Below are 14,203 nucleotides of genomic sequence, written 5' to 3'. Positions count from 1 at the left end.
TGTTTACTTCGTGATTATTACGCTTCCGGCAATGCCGCCGTCAGCGTGAATTCGAATTCCAGCGGCTGATCCGCTGCGATCCGGTACTCCGGATGCACCGGCGCTCCCCAGCTGTCATCCCCGCCCACACCCATCTGCTGTGCCGCGAGGGTGACAACCGTATAGTGCACCTTAGGCAGCTCATAAGCATGTGCTGCCTGCTCCAGCTCGAACGCTGTATACGGTGACAGCGTACATTCCAGCGGCTGGCCTGCAGCCGCCTGAACCCGCAGCCCATAACCCCGGCTGTCCGTGATGCTCACCTCACGGACGCCCGTCCGGTTGCCGGATTCCTGCGGCACCAGATACGGCGACGGCAGCTCCGCCACCTTCCGCCGGAAGCGGGTGAGCCGCGCTCCATACGCGCGGTCGCTGTAGTTCTCTTCCGGTCCGCAGGCATACCACTCGGAGGCCTCGTAGTCTGCCGACATACGGAAGGATACCGCCACCATCGGCACATCCGGCAAGCCGTCTGCCCCGGCATAGACCATGCGGACACGGACGCTGCCATCGGCATGGACCGTGTACTCAATGCTTGCCTTCAGCTCACTGCTGATGCTGAAGGCATAGTCGAAGCTGACCGTAGCCCGGTCTGCTTCGGTGTGCAGGCTGACCGCCGTGCACTGGCGGGCCAGACTGGCCGCGAACCAGCCGCCGGCATGGTACCCCATTGCAGTCCCCTTATCATTGTCGGTCGTTGCCCGCCAGAACAGCGGAACCGGAGGAGTCGCAATCATCTCACGCCCCCCATGGCAGAGCGACACCAGGGAGCCCGCCTGTTTAGAGAACAGGGCGGAGAAGCCGCGTCCGGTGACCCCAATGTTCACATCCCCTTCAATGACGCCGAACTCCGCTGCCGCAGGCAACAGCGCCGTTTCTCGGCCTGCTTTTGCCCCGCCCGCTTCGACGCGAGCTGCTTCGACGCGGAAGACATGCTCTCCATAAGCCGTCTCGAACCCCGGCTCCGCCCATAGCTCGGCTTCCTTCAGCGTAAGACCTACAGCCAGAGTGTACTCCCCAGGAGCTGCTGACACATCCGGCAGTTCCAGCGCAATCCGCGCCTCCTCCTGCGCAGCCACATGGATCTCCTGCTGCCCCTTGAAGATCTCCCGTCCCTCTCTCAATAACCGGAACTCCAGCAGCAGCCGCTCCGTCCCCTCGAACAGATTCCCGTTGACCACTGTCACCGCGTCCCGTTCAGGAACAAGCCGGATATTCTGGTAGAGGAACTTCACCTCTTGCATCTTCGGCGTGATCGTCCGGTCAGCGAACACAATCCCATTTCCGCAGAAGCTGTAGTCCGTTGGCCGGTCATCGAAATCCCCGCCATACGCCAGATACTCTTCACCGTAACGGTTCTTGGCTACCAGCGCCTGATCGATGTAATCCCAGATGAAGCCGCCCTGATACAGGGGATAACGGCTCTCCAGCTCGATATATTTATGGAGTCCCCCTACTGAATTCCCCATAGCATGCATGTATTCACAGCTGATATACGGCTTATCAGGCTGATTCTCCAGGTATTCTACAATGTCGGCGGGCTTGGCATACATCCGGCTCTCCATATCACTGCTGTCATTATATTTGCGGTTATGGAAGACTCCTTCATAATGGACCAGCCGTCCCGGATCAGCCTTGCGGAAGTAATGGGACACCTTCAGGATAACCTCACCCGCATACGATTCATTGCCGCAGGACCAGATCAGGATCGACGGATGATTTTTATCGCGCTCCAGCATCGAGACCGCCCGGTCCATGACAATCCCCTCCCACTCCGGCTTATCCCCGGGAATGTTCCAGGACGGCTCAACGGCGCCCATCTTCTGCCACGAGCCATGGGACTCCAGGTTCATCTCATCAATGACATACACCCCGTATTCATCGCACAGCTCATACCAGAGCGTCTGGTTCGGATAATGCGAGGTCCGTACCGCGTTGATATTATTCTGCTTCAGGATGATGATATCCTGGATCATATCTTCCCTGGAGATGTTCCGTCCTGTACGGGGGTTGAACTCGTGGCGGTTGACGCCTTTGAACATGATCCGTTTGCCGTTCAGCAGCATCAGCTTGTCCTTCAGCTCGAAGGTTCGGAAGCCCGCCCGCTGCACAATAGCCTCCATCAGCTCCCCTTCGCCATTACACACAGAGATACAGACGTTGTACAGGTAAGGATTCTCCGCGCTCCACAGGAATACCTTGCCCGCATCCAAGCTTAGAGTCACCTTACCCGCCACAGCCCGTCCTTCTGTATTCGCAACTACAACGCCTGCTGCATCCTTCAGCTCCACCCGAATCACAGCCTCAGCCTCAGTTGCCATACGAAGTTCAGCCGTTACCTTGCCTTTCTGATAGGAAGCATCCAGCCCCGCCTGAATCCGCAGATCCTGTACGTGCATCTCAGGAACCGTATACAGATACACCTCACGAAAAATCCCCGAGAACCGCCAGAAATCCTGATCCTCCAGCCAACTCCCCGTACAACGCTGATACACCTCAACCGCCAGCTTATTGGCTCCTTCCTGCAGATAGGGTGTCAATTCGAATTCCGCAGGGGTGAAGCTGTCTTCACTGTAGCCGACGAAGTGCCCGTTCAACCAGACATAACAAGCCGCCTCTACCCCCTGAAAAGAAATAAAGACCGGCCCCTGCTCCATAGCCGCCGGAACCTCAAACACCTTCACATAGCTGCCCACTGTATTACTGCTCACCGGAATCTCCGGCGGCCTTACAGCATCCAGACCGTCCCATGGGTACATCGTATTGGCATATTGCGGCCTGCCGTACCCCTGAAGCTGGATATGACCGGGCACCTGGATGTCCCCCCAGCCGCTCGTATCATATTCCGTCTTATAGAAATCCTGCACACGGGCTGCCGCATTCACCGCATAACTGAATTTCCAGTCTCCGTTCAGAGAGTGGCGCAGCGCCATGGGAGCTTGTCTCTCCGCTTCCTCCATCGTTTTATAATAGCGGTGATCCGAATGCGCTTCCAACCGGTTCACCTTAAATACAGATACATCACTTAGCCAATCCAGACTTGGTTCATTGCCTGACATTATAGTGTCCTCCTTCATCTTCTTGAAGTGAATCTGTTCCTTATTCTACCCAAAGTTTGCCCGGGCTCCCAGAGCAGGATCACAACTTCGGTGCAGATAACTTACTTTTCAGGTGGTTTTGTGATTTCCGGAGGCTTTCGCTTCATTCTCCAATGATGCAAAATAAGAGATCTTATGGTCAATCTTCCGGGCAAAACTCTGAAAGAACTTGATCTTCTCATCAATATGCTGTTTATGCTCCTGCAGCAGCCTGCGCTGGTCAGGCAAGGCTTCTCTGCCTTCCTGAGAGAGCGCGATGAATTGCTTAATATCAGCGATAGCCATGCCGGTATCCTTCAGGCAGCAGATTAACGAGATCAGTTCCAGATCCTCGTCATTGAAGCAACGGTTGCCATTGGCATCCCTGCCCACAACCGGCAATACCCCTTCCCGTTCATAGTAACGCAGCGTATATTGGCTCAGTCCGCTTTTTTGTGCTATGGTTTTGATACTGTATCCCATCGTGCAGCTCCTTTCTGCCAACCATGGCTGGCTTCACCTATATGTAAAGGTAACACCAATCCGTTTCTATGAACAGCCACTCTATGATTCTATTGACTTACACCTAACTCTAAGGTCTAAGCTTACACTATACCTTCATTTAAGGAGTGAATAATTAATGGTAAAAAGAATTAATGTCGCTAACGGTGCTCTTGAGGTATCCGAGATTTCACTCGGCTGTATGCGGATCGCGGATCTGTCCCCCAAAGAGGCTGAAGTCCATATCCACAGCGCCCTTGAGGTGGGCATAGACTTTTTCGACCATGCAGATATTTATGCCGGCGGTCAGGCAGAGGAAGTATTCGGTAACGTACTGGCAGCAAATCCCGGCATGCGCGACCGGCTGATGATTCAGGCCAAATGCGGCATCCGTAACGGCTTCTTCGACTTCTCCAAAGAGCATATTGTGAGTTCAGTAGAGAACAGCCTGAAGCGGTTGCAGACTGATTATGTAGATGTCCTTCTCCTCCACCGCCCCGACACCCTGATGGAGCCGGAAGAAGTGGCGGAAGCCTTCGATGATCTTGAACGCAGAGGGCTGGTCAAGCATTTCGGTGTCAGCAACCAGAACCCGCTACAGATTGAACTATTGAAAAAGAACGTTAAGCAGCCCCTCCTGTTCAATCAGCTTCAGCTCAGCATCATGGTTACCGGCATGATAGATGCCGGCTTCAACGTCAACATGACCAATGCGGGTTCTGTAGTCCACGATGGCGGAATCCTGGAATACAGCCGCCTGCATGATATGACCATCCAGCCCTGGTCGCCATTCCAATATGGCTTCTTCGAGGGCGTATTCCTCGGCAACGAGAAATTCCCTAAGGTGAATGAAGTGATTAACCGCCTTGCCGCAGAAAAAGAGGTAACCGATACCGCCATCGCGACCGCCTGGCTGCTTCGCCATCCGGCCAAAATGCAGCCGATTGTCGGCACCACCAACACCGCACGCCTGCTCGACATCGCCAAGGCCTCAAGCATCACCCTCAGCCGTGAGGAATGGTACGAGATTTACCGCGCAGCAGGGAATGTGCTGCCTTAAGGTATGGCCTGAATAGTAATAGAGATTGGAAACTAGACTCACTATAAAATGAAAAATGCTAAAACTCGCAAAAATCCTTGTAAATTCAAGGTTCTTGCGAGTTTTTTGTATTCATTAATTCTAAGAATCTTTATTTGGTGCTTATTTATTACATTACATGTTATTTTGTCACAATTTGAATTTGATATCCAGTTTCAAAATTTTGTAAATTATGGTATGGTATTAGTAGAGACTGGCCAGTCTACTATAAATACTTGGGAGGAACATAATAATGGTTATTAACAAGCTAAAGAAAAGTTATATCGCATTATTAAGCGCTTCTATTATTTTTGGTTCACTGTTGATCCCGTCAAATGTTAATGCTGCTACTGAATCTGCGGATACATCGGCTGAGATTGTTGCCGCCGCGTCCTTTACTCAAATAGATTCGGGCTATAGCTCTTATCGTACATTAGCTCCTGGAGCAACAGAGTCATTCAAAATTACTAATAGTAGTCCGTACGCCCGGGGATATCAACTAACTGTTAACAGCTCGGGGGCAAATCATTATCCTTCGTACATTAATTTTACTGGTTCAGGGAGAATACACCCTATGTCACAGCAACCCGGACTCTATGTATATGACATTATAATACAGCCGGGTTCGACTTGTAACATTGATATAACCGCCGCAACCTACCCGACTAGTCCCAATAATTATGTAATTGCTGTTTATTAAATTATTGTCCTTCCTTCTCTGCGACCGTTATTTACAGAATTTCAAAAAACACCGCCAGCTTCAGACCAAAAGAGGTCTAAAGTCTGGCGGTGTTTTCTGTTTTCTTTAACTACCTCGCGATTGGTCTTGCTTTTTTACCCATCCTATAAATTCCGATCCAGGCTACCATTAATATGATCTGAGCCAGAACGACCAGCCACAAGACTTCCGTGAAACCTCCTATAAGGCAAAATATAGTGTTAACCAGGGGGAATCCCAGGAAGGTAAACATGATCGGAAAGTCTTTTTTCGGAGTGATTGAATAATTAATCTTCCGGTCCCAGAACTTTGTAAACGTTAATGCTAAAACTCCGACTGTAATTACAGAAAGTGCAATCAACATCACCCATTGCATATTAGAGGTTCTTTCAAAGAACGGCCCCATATAATTAAAGAAGTTAGATAACGGTGAGAACATACAAGCCAATGATGCAAGGGCCGCCAGAAACGGATAGATGTAACCAACGGTTTTACTGTAGCCTTTCTTTTTATGCCACCATTCCCCTATCAGAATAAAGACGGTCCAATACCCCGCTATATAAATCCATCCTGTAAAATTCATCACCGGTTCCCCATAGATTTGAGGTTCACCGGCCAGCGGATAATACGTCCATCTGGCAATGGTTCCATCCAAGGTCTCATAAATCTGTTTAACGGCCACCGGGTCGAGTGAAAAGTCAAACACCATAGCGCTCAATCCCGTAATAAACGGTTTCGTCCAGGAAGGTATATTTACAGACTTCAGAACACGTAAAGTGGAATAAATAATCAGAAACTCAATAATAGGAACAGTAATCGGTATATTAAATAACATCAAAATACTCCGCCCGTAGGCGTAGAACCCTTCCCCAAGCGATGAAGCAGTAATTTCAAAAACAGCGGCGTAAAAAAATACAAAACCAAGAAATTGCAGCAGAACTGTTTTGGGATGCGTTTCCTTATCAAGGATATAAAAAACCATTAGAACAGCAGCAATCAAGACGCTAATATCTTGAATTATCCATACAGGTACGACAGTTATATCACCCATATTTTACCTCCATTTAAGTTGAATTTGAATTGAACGTTCAAGTAAATTATAATTTCACTGTGTTACTTAAACAACAGGCTGTTCGATTGAGATATGTTAGTTATCATACAAATCACATTAGATTTGTTCATTTACTATTTTATTATTTTAAATTGGGAGGATAATATGGAAGACAAAAAAACAGATCACAGAGTGAGATATACAAAAATGGTGATCAAAGAAAGCCTGTTGAAGCTGTTGACAGAACGGTCTATCAATAAAGTTACAGTGACCGACATTTGCAGAGAAGCAGGGATTAACCGCAACACCTTTTATTCACACTATGCGAATCAGTTTGAGCTTCTTGCAACGATCGAAAATGATCTTTACGAAGAAATTAAGCAGCTTGGGATTAATTCTTCCAACCCTCAAAAGCTATCTTATGAATTATGTAAGTATATAAAAGCGAATAAAACGATATGTGAGGTTCTGTTCTCCGAGCATGGTGATAAAGAATTATTAGAAAGGATCCTGTATATCAGTCACGATTTAACGATTGAGCGATGGAAGCAGGAATTAAAATATTTTGATCCACAATTATTTGAGTCCTGGTATACGTTTACCGCTCATGGCACTATAGCCATTATTAAAAAGTGGGTGAGCAGTGGCCTGAAGGAAAGCCCCAGTAAAGTTGCAGCTTTTATTGATAAAGCCACAGAGGCAGTATCCAAAGCATTTTACTCCGAGGAATTATAAATCATAAAAAATGAAGCGGTCCCTCTTTTTTGCGGGCCGCTTCTCTGCTCTTTTGCCAACATTCATTTTCATTCTGAATGATCCGGTTGATCTTTTGCTGCTTGTAAAAGTGCGGCCTCTTTAGCGGAAAGCTCATTTAAAGTCGTAAAAAAAGGTTCAATAGGTACCATCACACCACAGCTTGAGCCCAATCCCAACATCAATCTGAGGTAAAATTGAACCTTCCTTTTTTCCCTGGCAATCTGATCTAACTCTGATAGGTCCGGATTTTTCTTCTTCATCGGCCTATGCTTCCTTCCATCTCAATCTGTCGTGTCGTCATTCTCGCTAGCTCCCTTTCCATAGTGTTTTTCAGCACGTGCTAACAAATCACTCATGAATTTTCCGATCGTCTGTAACTCAGCCTCTGAATAAGAATCAATGAATTGGTAGAAGCCCTCTTCTTTCTCTTGATGCATCTTTTGGTGCAGTTGATAAACCTGTCTTCCCTTATCTGTTAGACTGAAATAACTTTCCTTCCGGTTGTTGTTCATTTGACTTCTCACAATGAAACCCATCTCCAATAACTTTGAACTAATATTTGTAATACTTGCTTTGGACAAATTCATTCTTTTGGTAATTCCGGTATGATTGATTGGCTCATGATCACCAATGCAATCAATGACGTGTACACTGGTAATATTATTGGAGAGTATATCAATCTGAAGCTTTTGGGCTTGCTCCCGAAACACGTTAATTTCATGTTCTGTATATAATTCGTTCAAATGCAGCATTCGGATATATTGCTCGTAAAGGTGACCTTTAGAATGATTTTGAAACTCCAAATCACATCTCCCTAAGGGAAGCGATTCGGGCTCTAACCTATGCGGGTCTGCTCAAGACCAGACAAGGGGATGGGACTTATGTCTGCTCCTCCAGTGTTTTGGGGTCAGTGATTAGAAAAGTAATTGAGCATACCGATAAGTTCGAGAGCCTGGAGGTCCGGTATGCATTAGAAAGAGAGGCGGCTGCCCTGGCTGCGCTCAGGAGAGACGAAGAAGATCTGGCGGCACTTCGCACATGCCTTGACCAGTGCAGACAAGCAGCCGTTCAGCAAGATTTTGAAGCTTACGCCCACTGGGATGTGGAGTTTCACAAAATGGTGATAGCCGCTTCACATAACCAACTAATGGCGAATTTGTACAATCACATTTCCGAGGCGCTGCAAAACATGATTTTGGAAATGAAGGATCTCAAAAACGTGGATTTTTATCTCGACTCTCACGCCCTGCTCTATCAAGCCATTGCTGATCAGAATGGTCATCAAGCGGAGGAGGCTGTTCGTTTATACATTGACAAAGCCCGTACACAGGAGGAACATCTATGAGTTCACCGGAACAATTGTTAAACAAGCAAGATGGAATATCCAATACCGGTATTCGGAAGCAAGCGACACTCTGGTTCATGGTCGTAGGAATTATTTTCATCGCAGCGAATTTGCGCGCCCCCCTCACATCGGTGGGACCATTGGTCAGTCTTATTCGGGACAACGTGCACATTTCTAATACTTTAGCAGGCCTGATTACAACAGTTCCACTAATTGCATTTGCCTCATTATCACCTTTTGTACCCAAATTAGGACGGAAATATGGTGTAGAACGAATTATCCTGATTTCTCTTATTTTTTTAGTCATCGGTATTGCTGTTCGGTCCTTATCCGGTGCAGCAACTTTATATGTTGGAACCGCAATTCTAGGATTTGCTATTACTATATGTAATGTATTACTTCCCAGCCTGATTAAACGCGAATTTCCACAGCAAATGGGGACTATGACAGGGGTCTATTCGGTTTCCATGAATCTATGCGGGGCAATTGCTTCCGGTATTAGTATTCCCTTAGCTGTGGGAGCAGGTATGAACTGGCAAGGTGCCCTGGGAGTATGGGGAATACTTAGCTTCATCTCCATTCTATTTTGGATACCGCTGCTCAAGACTCCAACGAAACCCGCCATTAGTGGTAACAGCACAGGTAAGAACCATCAGGTTAAAATATGGCGTTCCCCATTAGCTTGGCAGGTGACTCTGTTTATGGGAATACAATCAGCTATTTTCTATGTGCTGGTAGCCTGGCTCCCTGAAATCCTAAAAGAACAAGGCATCAGTTCGAGTCAATCCGGCTGGTTTCTCTCGGTTCTGATTATGGCTTCCCTCCCCTTTGCATTTATCGTTCCTGTTATGGCAGGGCGTATGTCTAACCAACGTTCATTAGTGATCATTACAACAATCCTGCTTTTGATCGGAACACTTGGGCTGCTCTATAGCAGTATCCAACTGCTTCTGTTGTGGGTGATTATTCTGGGAATTGGAGCGGGCTTTGCCTTTGGCTTGTCTATGATGTTCTTCGGCTTGCGCACCCAAAGTGCTCATCAAGCGGCAGAATTATCGGGCATGGCCCAATCCATAGGATATCTGCTGGCAGCCATTGGCCCAGCGCTGATTGGATACTTGCATGACGCCACTCATAGTTGGAGTACTCCACTCCTGATTTTGCTTGGCGCTTCTGCCCTACTCGGTATCATTGGTCTAGGTGCGGCCAGAAATCAATTTGTGGGTTTGGCGAATGACCAGCGCGCAAAAAATTAAAAGATTGTCGTACCATTCCCCCATCTATTAGGCTGGAGGGGCATTCATGGCTGTAGACATCGAACTGACAGCGGTCAGCTCATACAGGGACGAAAGGGGATTGTTTCGCGGTACCACCCAGGTTTACTGCAATCTCGCTTTCTGATAGTAGCATAGACTCGTTTTTTTTCAAATCGAATGAATACTAAGCTGCTTTATGATTATTGAGCTCTTGTACCCGGAAAGTTAACCCCTTTATGCTCAGATGAGAAGTACGTTAGCGATAGAAGTCAACCATATCTCCAAACAAGCGTTTAATAAATTCAAGCTCGCTTTCGTTATATTTCCCCAAAAATTCGTACATTCTTTGCTTTTCCTTCGCATGAAGCTCATCATGAGCAGCAAATAGCTTTTTGCCGACAGACGTTAGCCGAAAATACACTTCCTTTTTGTTGTCGTTGAGCTGGGCTTTTCGAACCCAACCTGCCTTTAGTAATTTATTTGCGATCTTGGAGGTATTTCCTTTGCTTAAATTTATTCTCTCCGCGATGGAAGTGAGATTGATCGGCTCCTGCTCACCGATGCACGCAATGATGTGCAGTTCCGTCATATTCAAGCTGAATTCCGATTCAATATGTTTCCGGATATCCTCCAGGTATGTGGCAGTTATTCGGGCTTCATATTGCTCTTTTTGCTCAAGAAACTGAACGAAAAATTCATGAATGGCGGTTTTGTTCTTACTGGCAGTATCCATGATTATACTGGCTCCTCAATTTGTTTTTTTTATTATATCATAGATTGTTCTCTGTGAAACAATATTCATACACTTATTGATATTAGGGTTGACAGGACAAATAGCAACAAAGTAAACTTATATTGTTTCATATGAAACAAAAGTAGAATATAATTTTCATCACACTTGTTTTAACAGGCAGTAAAAAAGGTTCCAACGAAACAATAATTGATGAAGGAGGTTTACTGGAAATACTTGACCACTTTTCAAGAGAAGATTTATAAATATGGGAATGGAGCCTACCTGCCTATGGAAATTGTGAATCCGAAGATATTGACGGACAAGGTTACATCTGTAATTTCTCATGTCGTGGTAACTACTGCCTCCAAACTGGCTTTCATCTCAGGTCAGGTTTCTGTAGATGAATCAGGAGCATTGATCGGTTCAGGGGACTATTACGCGCAAGCGATTCAAGTGTTCACCAATCTTAAGTATGCATTGGAAGCCGTGCAAGCGGATCCCTTGTGCATTGCAAAAATGAATATTTTTGTCGTTAACCACTGCCCGGATTTGATTTCGATTATTTTTGACGCCGGATTTCATGTGTTTGGCCCTAACTGGCCGAAGACAGCAAGTACCTATATAGGCGTTCAAGCACTAGCCGATCCTGAATGGCTTATCGAAATAGACGCTATCGTGATCTTCCCATAATGTATAAGAAAAGAGGTTATAAATATGAAATATGAAGTCATCCTGATCGGTGGCGGTCCTGTCGGCATGATGTTGGCTGGAGAATTGGCCTTAGCCGGTGTAAAGGTATGCGTCATTGAGCGACTAAAGGAGACAACCCCATATTCACGTGCGCTTACCGTACATCCACGCACGCTTGAAATATTAGATATGCGTGGAGTGAAATCAAAATTAATCAAGCAAGGCCGCTTACTTTCGAGAGGACATTTCGCAGGATTAGAAACTCCTTTGAATTTCTCGGTGTTGGATTCTTCTTCCAATCATACCGTCTTTTTACCGCAGAGTGAGACTGAGAAGGTGCTGGAGGACTGGACTCTTAGTCTTGGCGCGGAGGTCTTGAGAGAGGTTGAGGCTCTGTCTGTGCATCAGGATGAGAATGGGGTCAACGTTAAGATCGCGGGACCGCACGGAGAAACAACGTTAAGATCAGCTTATGTGGTAGGTACGGATGGAGCCAGAAGCTTGGTTCGCAAACACGCAAATATATCCTTTGAAGGTACAGATGCCACCTTCACGGCTATTCTGGGGGATGCCGTTCTATCTGATTTGGCTCCTATGAGTGTCATATCCCGAATTACAGAACAAGGATTGGTCAGCATCATTCCAATAGATGATCATATCTATCGAGTCTTGATGATCGATATGGAGAGACGAAACGTCTCCAAGGATGAGAGCGTTACATTGGAAGAGTTTCGTTCATCGCTCATCCGTACGACTGGAAGCGACCTGGGATTGAACGATGTGAAATGGATGTCCCGATTTGGAAATGCTACACGGCAAGCGGGACGCTATCGGAATGGTCGATTGTTCTTGGCGGGAGATTCGGCGCATATTCATTTTCCCGCTGGTGGACAGGGAATGAACGTCGGCTTACAAGAAGCGATGAACCTAGGCTGGAAGCTTGCAGGAGCAATCAAAGGCTGGGCTCCAGACTGGCTATTAGACAGTTATCATGCCGAACGTTTTCCATGGAATACGGCCTTGCTCCGGAATACCGAGGTCCAAACCCTGCTTCTGGACGTGACGCCTCTCATCACGGAACTGCGAAGCATGCTGGCTAATCTGATTCAAATACCGGAGGCTAATTATCAAATCGCTGCACAAATTTCCGCCCTGGACGTACATTATGCACCCGGCGCTGAAGCGCGTTCCCATCCTTTAAACGGGAAACGTTTCAAAGATCTAAGCTTAAAGCTGAAAGACGGGCAATTAATTAACTCCTATCCACTCCTGCACAAAGGTACTTTTCTTCTGTTGCATTTCCATTCTAATGAACAGAATAGCGGTCAATGGGAAACGTATAGCAACCTTCAAGTTGTACATGCCTCTTTAGCTGAGGCTGATGCGGATTGGAACGACGTCCACACGGCGCTTATTCGGCCGGATGGACATATTGCCTGGGCGATTTCTCTATCCGATCCCAATCCAATTCAAATCATAAAAGAAGGAATCATTCGCTGGTGTGGAGACATTACCGTGTAGTAATTCGTTTGGGGTGTGTAACTGCCTTCCCATTGGGTGAACTTGTATTTGGGGGCGTCTGGATAAACTAAAATCACGCAGTGTTGTCTTGCTAGGGTCGAAGCCAAGGAACTCCCGGTGGCGCTCGTTATCCTTGACCGGCCGGCGGAACTGGCGACTGGAGGAATTTTTGCGGTAGCGGAAATGATTCGGAAAAATAAGAACAGCCCATTAGACTTTTCATCTAATGGGCTGTTCTTACTAAAATTATACCGGCGAGAGGACTCGAACCTCCACGGTTTCCCACTCGATTTTGAGTCGAGCGCGTCTGCCATTCCGCCACGCCGGCGTATACATATATAATTTCCAGAAAAATAATGGAGGTGCCACCCAGATTTGAACTGGGGATAAAGCTTTTGCAGAGCTTTGCCTTACCACTTGGCTATGGCACCACATGAAATGGAGCGGACGACGGGAATCGAACCCGCGACCCTCGCCTTGGCAAGGCGATGCTCTACCGCTGAGCCACGTCCGCATATAATGGCTGGGGATATAGGAATCGAACCTATGAATGACGGAGTCAAAGTCCGTTGCCTTACCGCTTGGCTAATCCCCAATATATTTTTTAAAAGAAAATGGGGCGACCGATGGGTCTCGAACCCACGAATGCCGGAACCACAATCCGGTGCGTTAACCCCTTCGCCACGGTCGCCATGTGAAGCTTTTAAGTTGTATTCCTATGTAATTCTTATAAAAGAAAATGGGGCGACCGATGGGTCTCGAACCCACGAATGCCGGAACCACAATCCGGTGCGTTAACCCCTTCGCCACGGTCGCCATATGATTCTTTTATATGAAATTACTTGGCAGGGGCAGCAGGAATTGAACCCACACCAACGGTTTTGGAGACCGTTGTTCTACCTTTAAACTATGCCCCTAAAAAATGGTGGAGGCTGATGGATTCGAACCACCGAACACGTACGTGAGCAGATTTACAGTCTGATGCGTTTGGCCACTTCGCTAAGCCTCCACGGATGGTGCCGGCGAGAGGACTTGAACCCCCAACCTACTGATTACAAGTCAGTTGCTCTACCAATTGAGCTACACCGGCATATTAAGTTGTATATGGTGGCGCGGGAGGGAATCGAACCCCCGACACAAGGATTTTCAGTCCTTTGCTCTACCGACTGAGCTACCGAGCCATATAAATGTTTTGGTAAAAATGGCGGAACCGACGGGATTCGAACCCGCGATCTCCTGCGTGACAGGCAGGCATGTTAGGCCAACTACACCACGGTTCCATGTTTGGCACTTTGGGGTCCCCGGAAAGTATTCGGAATATGCTACAGAGCATCTCTTCACTTTGTGGGGATAAATTGCGGGGGCAGGATTTGAACCTGCGGCCTTCGGGTTATGAGCCCGACGAGCTACCGGGCTGCTCCACCCCGCGTCATTGTAC

Annotated in this window: 13 protein-coding genes and 12 tRNA genes; 7 read left to right on the top strand and 18 right to left on the bottom strand. The window is 47.2% G+C overall.

Annotation, left to right across the window (positions count from 1 at the left end; translation table 11 throughout):
- Positions 1-17: 17 nt before the first annotated feature.
- Together MKX42_RS05980 and MKX42_RS05975 are read right to left on the bottom strand one after the other, a co-directional pair.
- Positions 18-3,098 carry a glycoside hydrolase family 2 TIM barrel-domain containing protein gene (locus tag MKX42_RS05980; RefSeq protein WP_340751696.1) on the bottom strand — a complete coding sequence of 1,027 codons (3,081 nt, stop codon included), beginning with the start codon at positions 3,096-3,098 and terminating at the stop codon, positions 18-20.
- 108 nt (positions 3,099-3,206) lie between these two features.
- Positions 3,207-3,599: a MerR family transcriptional regulator gene (locus tag MKX42_RS05975; protein WP_340751695.1), complete on the bottom strand. Its 393-nt coding sequence runs from the start codon at positions 3,597-3,599 to the stop codon at positions 3,207-3,209.
- 157 nt (positions 3,600-3,756) lie between these two features.
- On the opposite strand from MKX42_RS05975, the gene MKX42_RS05970 reads away from it, so the two are divergent.
- The gene (locus tag MKX42_RS05970; protein ID WP_340751694.1) at positions 3,757-4,677 is read left to right on the top strand and encodes an aldo/keto reductase; all 921 of its coding nucleotides are present in this window, start codon (positions 3,757-3,759) and stop codon (positions 4,675-4,677) included.
- Positions 4,678-4,948: 271 nt separating this feature from the next.
- A complete protein-coding gene (locus MKX42_RS05965; RefSeq protein WP_340751693.1) occupies positions 4,949-5,395 on the top strand; it encodes a hypothetical protein in 447 nt (148 codons plus the stop codon).
- 109 nt (positions 5,396-5,504) lie between these two features.
- On the opposite strand, the gene MKX42_RS05960 is transcribed toward MKX42_RS05965, so the two are convergent.
- Positions 5,505-6,464: a carotenoid biosynthesis protein gene (locus MKX42_RS05960; RefSeq protein ID WP_340751692.1), complete on the bottom strand. Its 960-nt coding sequence runs from the start codon at positions 6,462-6,464 to the stop codon at positions 5,505-5,507.
- A gap of 165 nt (positions 6,465-6,629) precedes the next feature.
- Here MKX42_RS05960 and MKX42_RS05955 point away from each other — a divergent pair, with 165 nt between their 5' ends.
- Entirely contained in the window at positions 6,630-7,199 is a 570-nt protein-coding gene (locus MKX42_RS05955; protein WP_340751691.1) for a TetR/AcrR family transcriptional regulator, read from the top strand.
- 68 nt (positions 7,200-7,267) lie between these two features.
- Here MKX42_RS05955 and MKX42_RS05950 read toward each other — a convergent pair whose 3' ends face one another.
- Both MKX42_RS05950 and MKX42_RS05945 read right to left on the bottom strand, forming a co-directional pair.
- Entirely contained in the window at positions 7,268-7,480 is a 213-nt protein-coding gene (locus MKX42_RS05950; protein WP_340751690.1) for a hypothetical protein, read from the bottom strand.
- 21 nt (positions 7,481-7,501) lie between these two features.
- Positions 7,502-8,023: a MarR family transcriptional regulator gene (locus MKX42_RS05945; protein ID WP_340751689.1), complete on the bottom strand. Its 522-nt coding sequence runs from the start codon at positions 8,021-8,023 to the stop codon at positions 7,502-7,504.
- A 107-nt stretch (positions 8,024-8,130) separates the two neighbouring features.
- Between MKX42_RS05945 and MKX42_RS05940 the strand changes: the two genes are divergently transcribed.
- Both MKX42_RS05940 and MKX42_RS05935 read left to right on the top strand, forming a co-directional pair.
- Complete coding sequence (locus MKX42_RS05940) at positions 8,131-8,565, top strand: FadR/GntR family transcriptional regulator (protein ID WP_340751688.1); 435 nt, start codon at positions 8,131-8,133, stop codon at positions 8,563-8,565.
- Positions 8,562-9,821: a CynX/NimT family MFS transporter gene (locus MKX42_RS05935; protein ID WP_340751687.1), complete on the top strand. Its 1,260-nt coding sequence runs from the start codon at positions 8,562-8,564 to the stop codon at positions 9,819-9,821. Before MKX42_RS05940 ends, MKX42_RS05935 begins: the two co-directional genes overlap by 4 nt.
- Before the next feature lie 256 nt (positions 9,822-10,077).
- Here MKX42_RS05935 and MKX42_RS05930 read toward each other — a convergent pair whose 3' ends face one another.
- Positions 10,078-10,554: a MarR family transcriptional regulator gene (locus tag MKX42_RS05930; RefSeq protein ID WP_340751686.1), complete on the bottom strand. Its 477-nt coding sequence runs from the start codon at positions 10,552-10,554 to the stop codon at positions 10,078-10,080.
- A gap of 234 nt (positions 10,555-10,788) precedes the next feature.
- Here MKX42_RS05930 and MKX42_RS05925 point away from each other — a divergent pair, with 234 nt between their 5' ends.
- Both MKX42_RS05925 and MKX42_RS05920 read left to right on the top strand, forming a co-directional pair.
- Entirely contained in the window at positions 10,789-11,244 is a 456-nt protein-coding gene (locus MKX42_RS05925) for a RidA family protein (protein ID WP_340751685.1), read from the top strand.
- A gap of 24 nt (positions 11,245-11,268) precedes the next feature.
- The gene (locus MKX42_RS05920; RefSeq protein WP_340751684.1) at positions 11,269-12,765 is read left to right on the top strand and encodes a monooxygenase; all 1,497 of its coding nucleotides are present in this window, start codon (positions 11,269-11,271) and stop codon (positions 12,763-12,765) included.
- 249 nt (positions 12,766-13,014) lie between these two features.
- On the opposite strand, the gene MKX42_RS05915 is transcribed toward MKX42_RS05920, so the two are convergent.
- The 12 genes from MKX42_RS05915 to MKX42_RS05860 form a co-directional block, all read right to left on the bottom strand.
- A tRNA-Leu gene (locus tag MKX42_RS05915) sits at positions 13,015-13,093 on the bottom strand.
- Between the two features lie 29 nt (positions 13,094-13,122).
- Positions 13,123-13,196 (bottom strand) — tRNA-Cys (locus MKX42_RS05910).
- Positions 13,197-13,204: 8 nt separating this feature from the next.
- A tRNA-Gly gene (locus MKX42_RS05905) sits at positions 13,205-13,279 on the bottom strand.
- 6 nt (positions 13,280-13,285) lie between these two features.
- Positions 13,286-13,360, bottom strand: a tRNA-Gln gene (locus MKX42_RS05900).
- A 20-nt stretch (positions 13,361-13,380) separates the two neighbouring features.
- Positions 13,381-13,456: transfer RNA gene (locus MKX42_RS05895), tRNA-His, on the bottom strand.
- A 49-nt stretch (positions 13,457-13,505) separates the two neighbouring features.
- Positions 13,506-13,581, bottom strand: a tRNA-His gene (locus MKX42_RS05890).
- A gap of 27 nt (positions 13,582-13,608) precedes the next feature.
- Positions 13,609-13,682, bottom strand: a tRNA-Trp gene (locus MKX42_RS05885).
- A gap of 6 nt (positions 13,683-13,688) precedes the next feature.
- Positions 13,689-13,774, bottom strand: a tRNA-Tyr gene (locus MKX42_RS05880).
- A 5-nt stretch (positions 13,775-13,779) separates the two neighbouring features.
- A tRNA-Thr gene (locus MKX42_RS05875) sits at positions 13,780-13,855 on the bottom strand.
- Between the two features lie 15 nt (positions 13,856-13,870).
- A tRNA-Phe gene (locus MKX42_RS05870) sits at positions 13,871-13,946 on the bottom strand.
- A gap of 21 nt (positions 13,947-13,967) precedes the next feature.
- A tRNA-Asp gene (locus tag MKX42_RS05865) sits at positions 13,968-14,045 on the bottom strand.
- Between the two features lie 75 nt (positions 14,046-14,120).
- Positions 14,121-14,194: transfer RNA gene (locus MKX42_RS05860), tRNA-Met, on the bottom strand.
- Positions 14,195-14,203 lie beyond the last annotated feature (9 nt).

The organism is Paenibacillus sp. FSL R7-0204 (assembly GCF_038002225.1).
GTDB lineage: Bacteria > Bacillota > Bacilli > Paenibacillales > Paenibacillaceae > Paenibacillus_AQ.
The sequence above is the reverse complement of the archived record's forward strand: the minus strand, read 5'-3'. Positions and strand labels throughout refer to the sequence as shown.

Bases quoted from the DNA above. Each gene is read 5' to 3' on its own strand.
- MKX42_RS05975 (WP_340751695.1), bottom strand. From the start codon at position 3,599: ATGGGATACAGTATCAAAACCATAGCACAAAAAAGCGGACTGAGCCAA.
- MKX42_RS05970 (WP_340751694.1), top strand. From the start codon at position 3,757: ATGGTAAAAAGAATTAATGTCGCTAACGGTGCTCTTGAGGTATCCGAG.
- MKX42_RS05960 (WP_340751692.1), bottom strand. From the start codon at position 6,464: ATGGGTGATATAACTGTCGTACCTGTATGGATAATTCAAGATATTAGC.
- MKX42_RS05965 (WP_340751693.1), top strand. From the start codon at position 4,949: ATGGTTATTAACAAGCTAAAGAAAAGTTATATCGCATTATTAAGCGCT.
- MKX42_RS05920 (WP_340751684.1), top strand. From the start codon at position 11,269: ATGAAATATGAAGTCATCCTGATCGGTGGCGGTCCTGTCGGCATGATG.
- MKX42_RS05955 (WP_340751691.1), top strand. From the start codon at position 6,630: ATGGAAGACAAAAAAACAGATCACAGAGTGAGATATACAAAAATGGTG.
- MKX42_RS05950 (WP_340751690.1), bottom strand. From the start codon at position 7,480: ATGAAGAAGAAAAATCCGGACCTATCAGAGTTAGATCAGATTGCCAGG.
- MKX42_RS05980 (WP_340751696.1), bottom strand. From the start codon at position 3,098: ATGTCAGGCAATGAACCAAGTCTGGATTGGCTAAGTGATGTATCTGTA.
- MKX42_RS05935 (WP_340751687.1), top strand. From the start codon at position 8,562: ATGAGTTCACCGGAACAATTGTTAAACAAGCAAGATGGAATATCCAAT.
- MKX42_RS05930 (WP_340751686.1), bottom strand. From the start codon at position 10,554: ATGGATACTGCCAGTAAGAACAAAACCGCCATTCATGAATTTTTCGTT.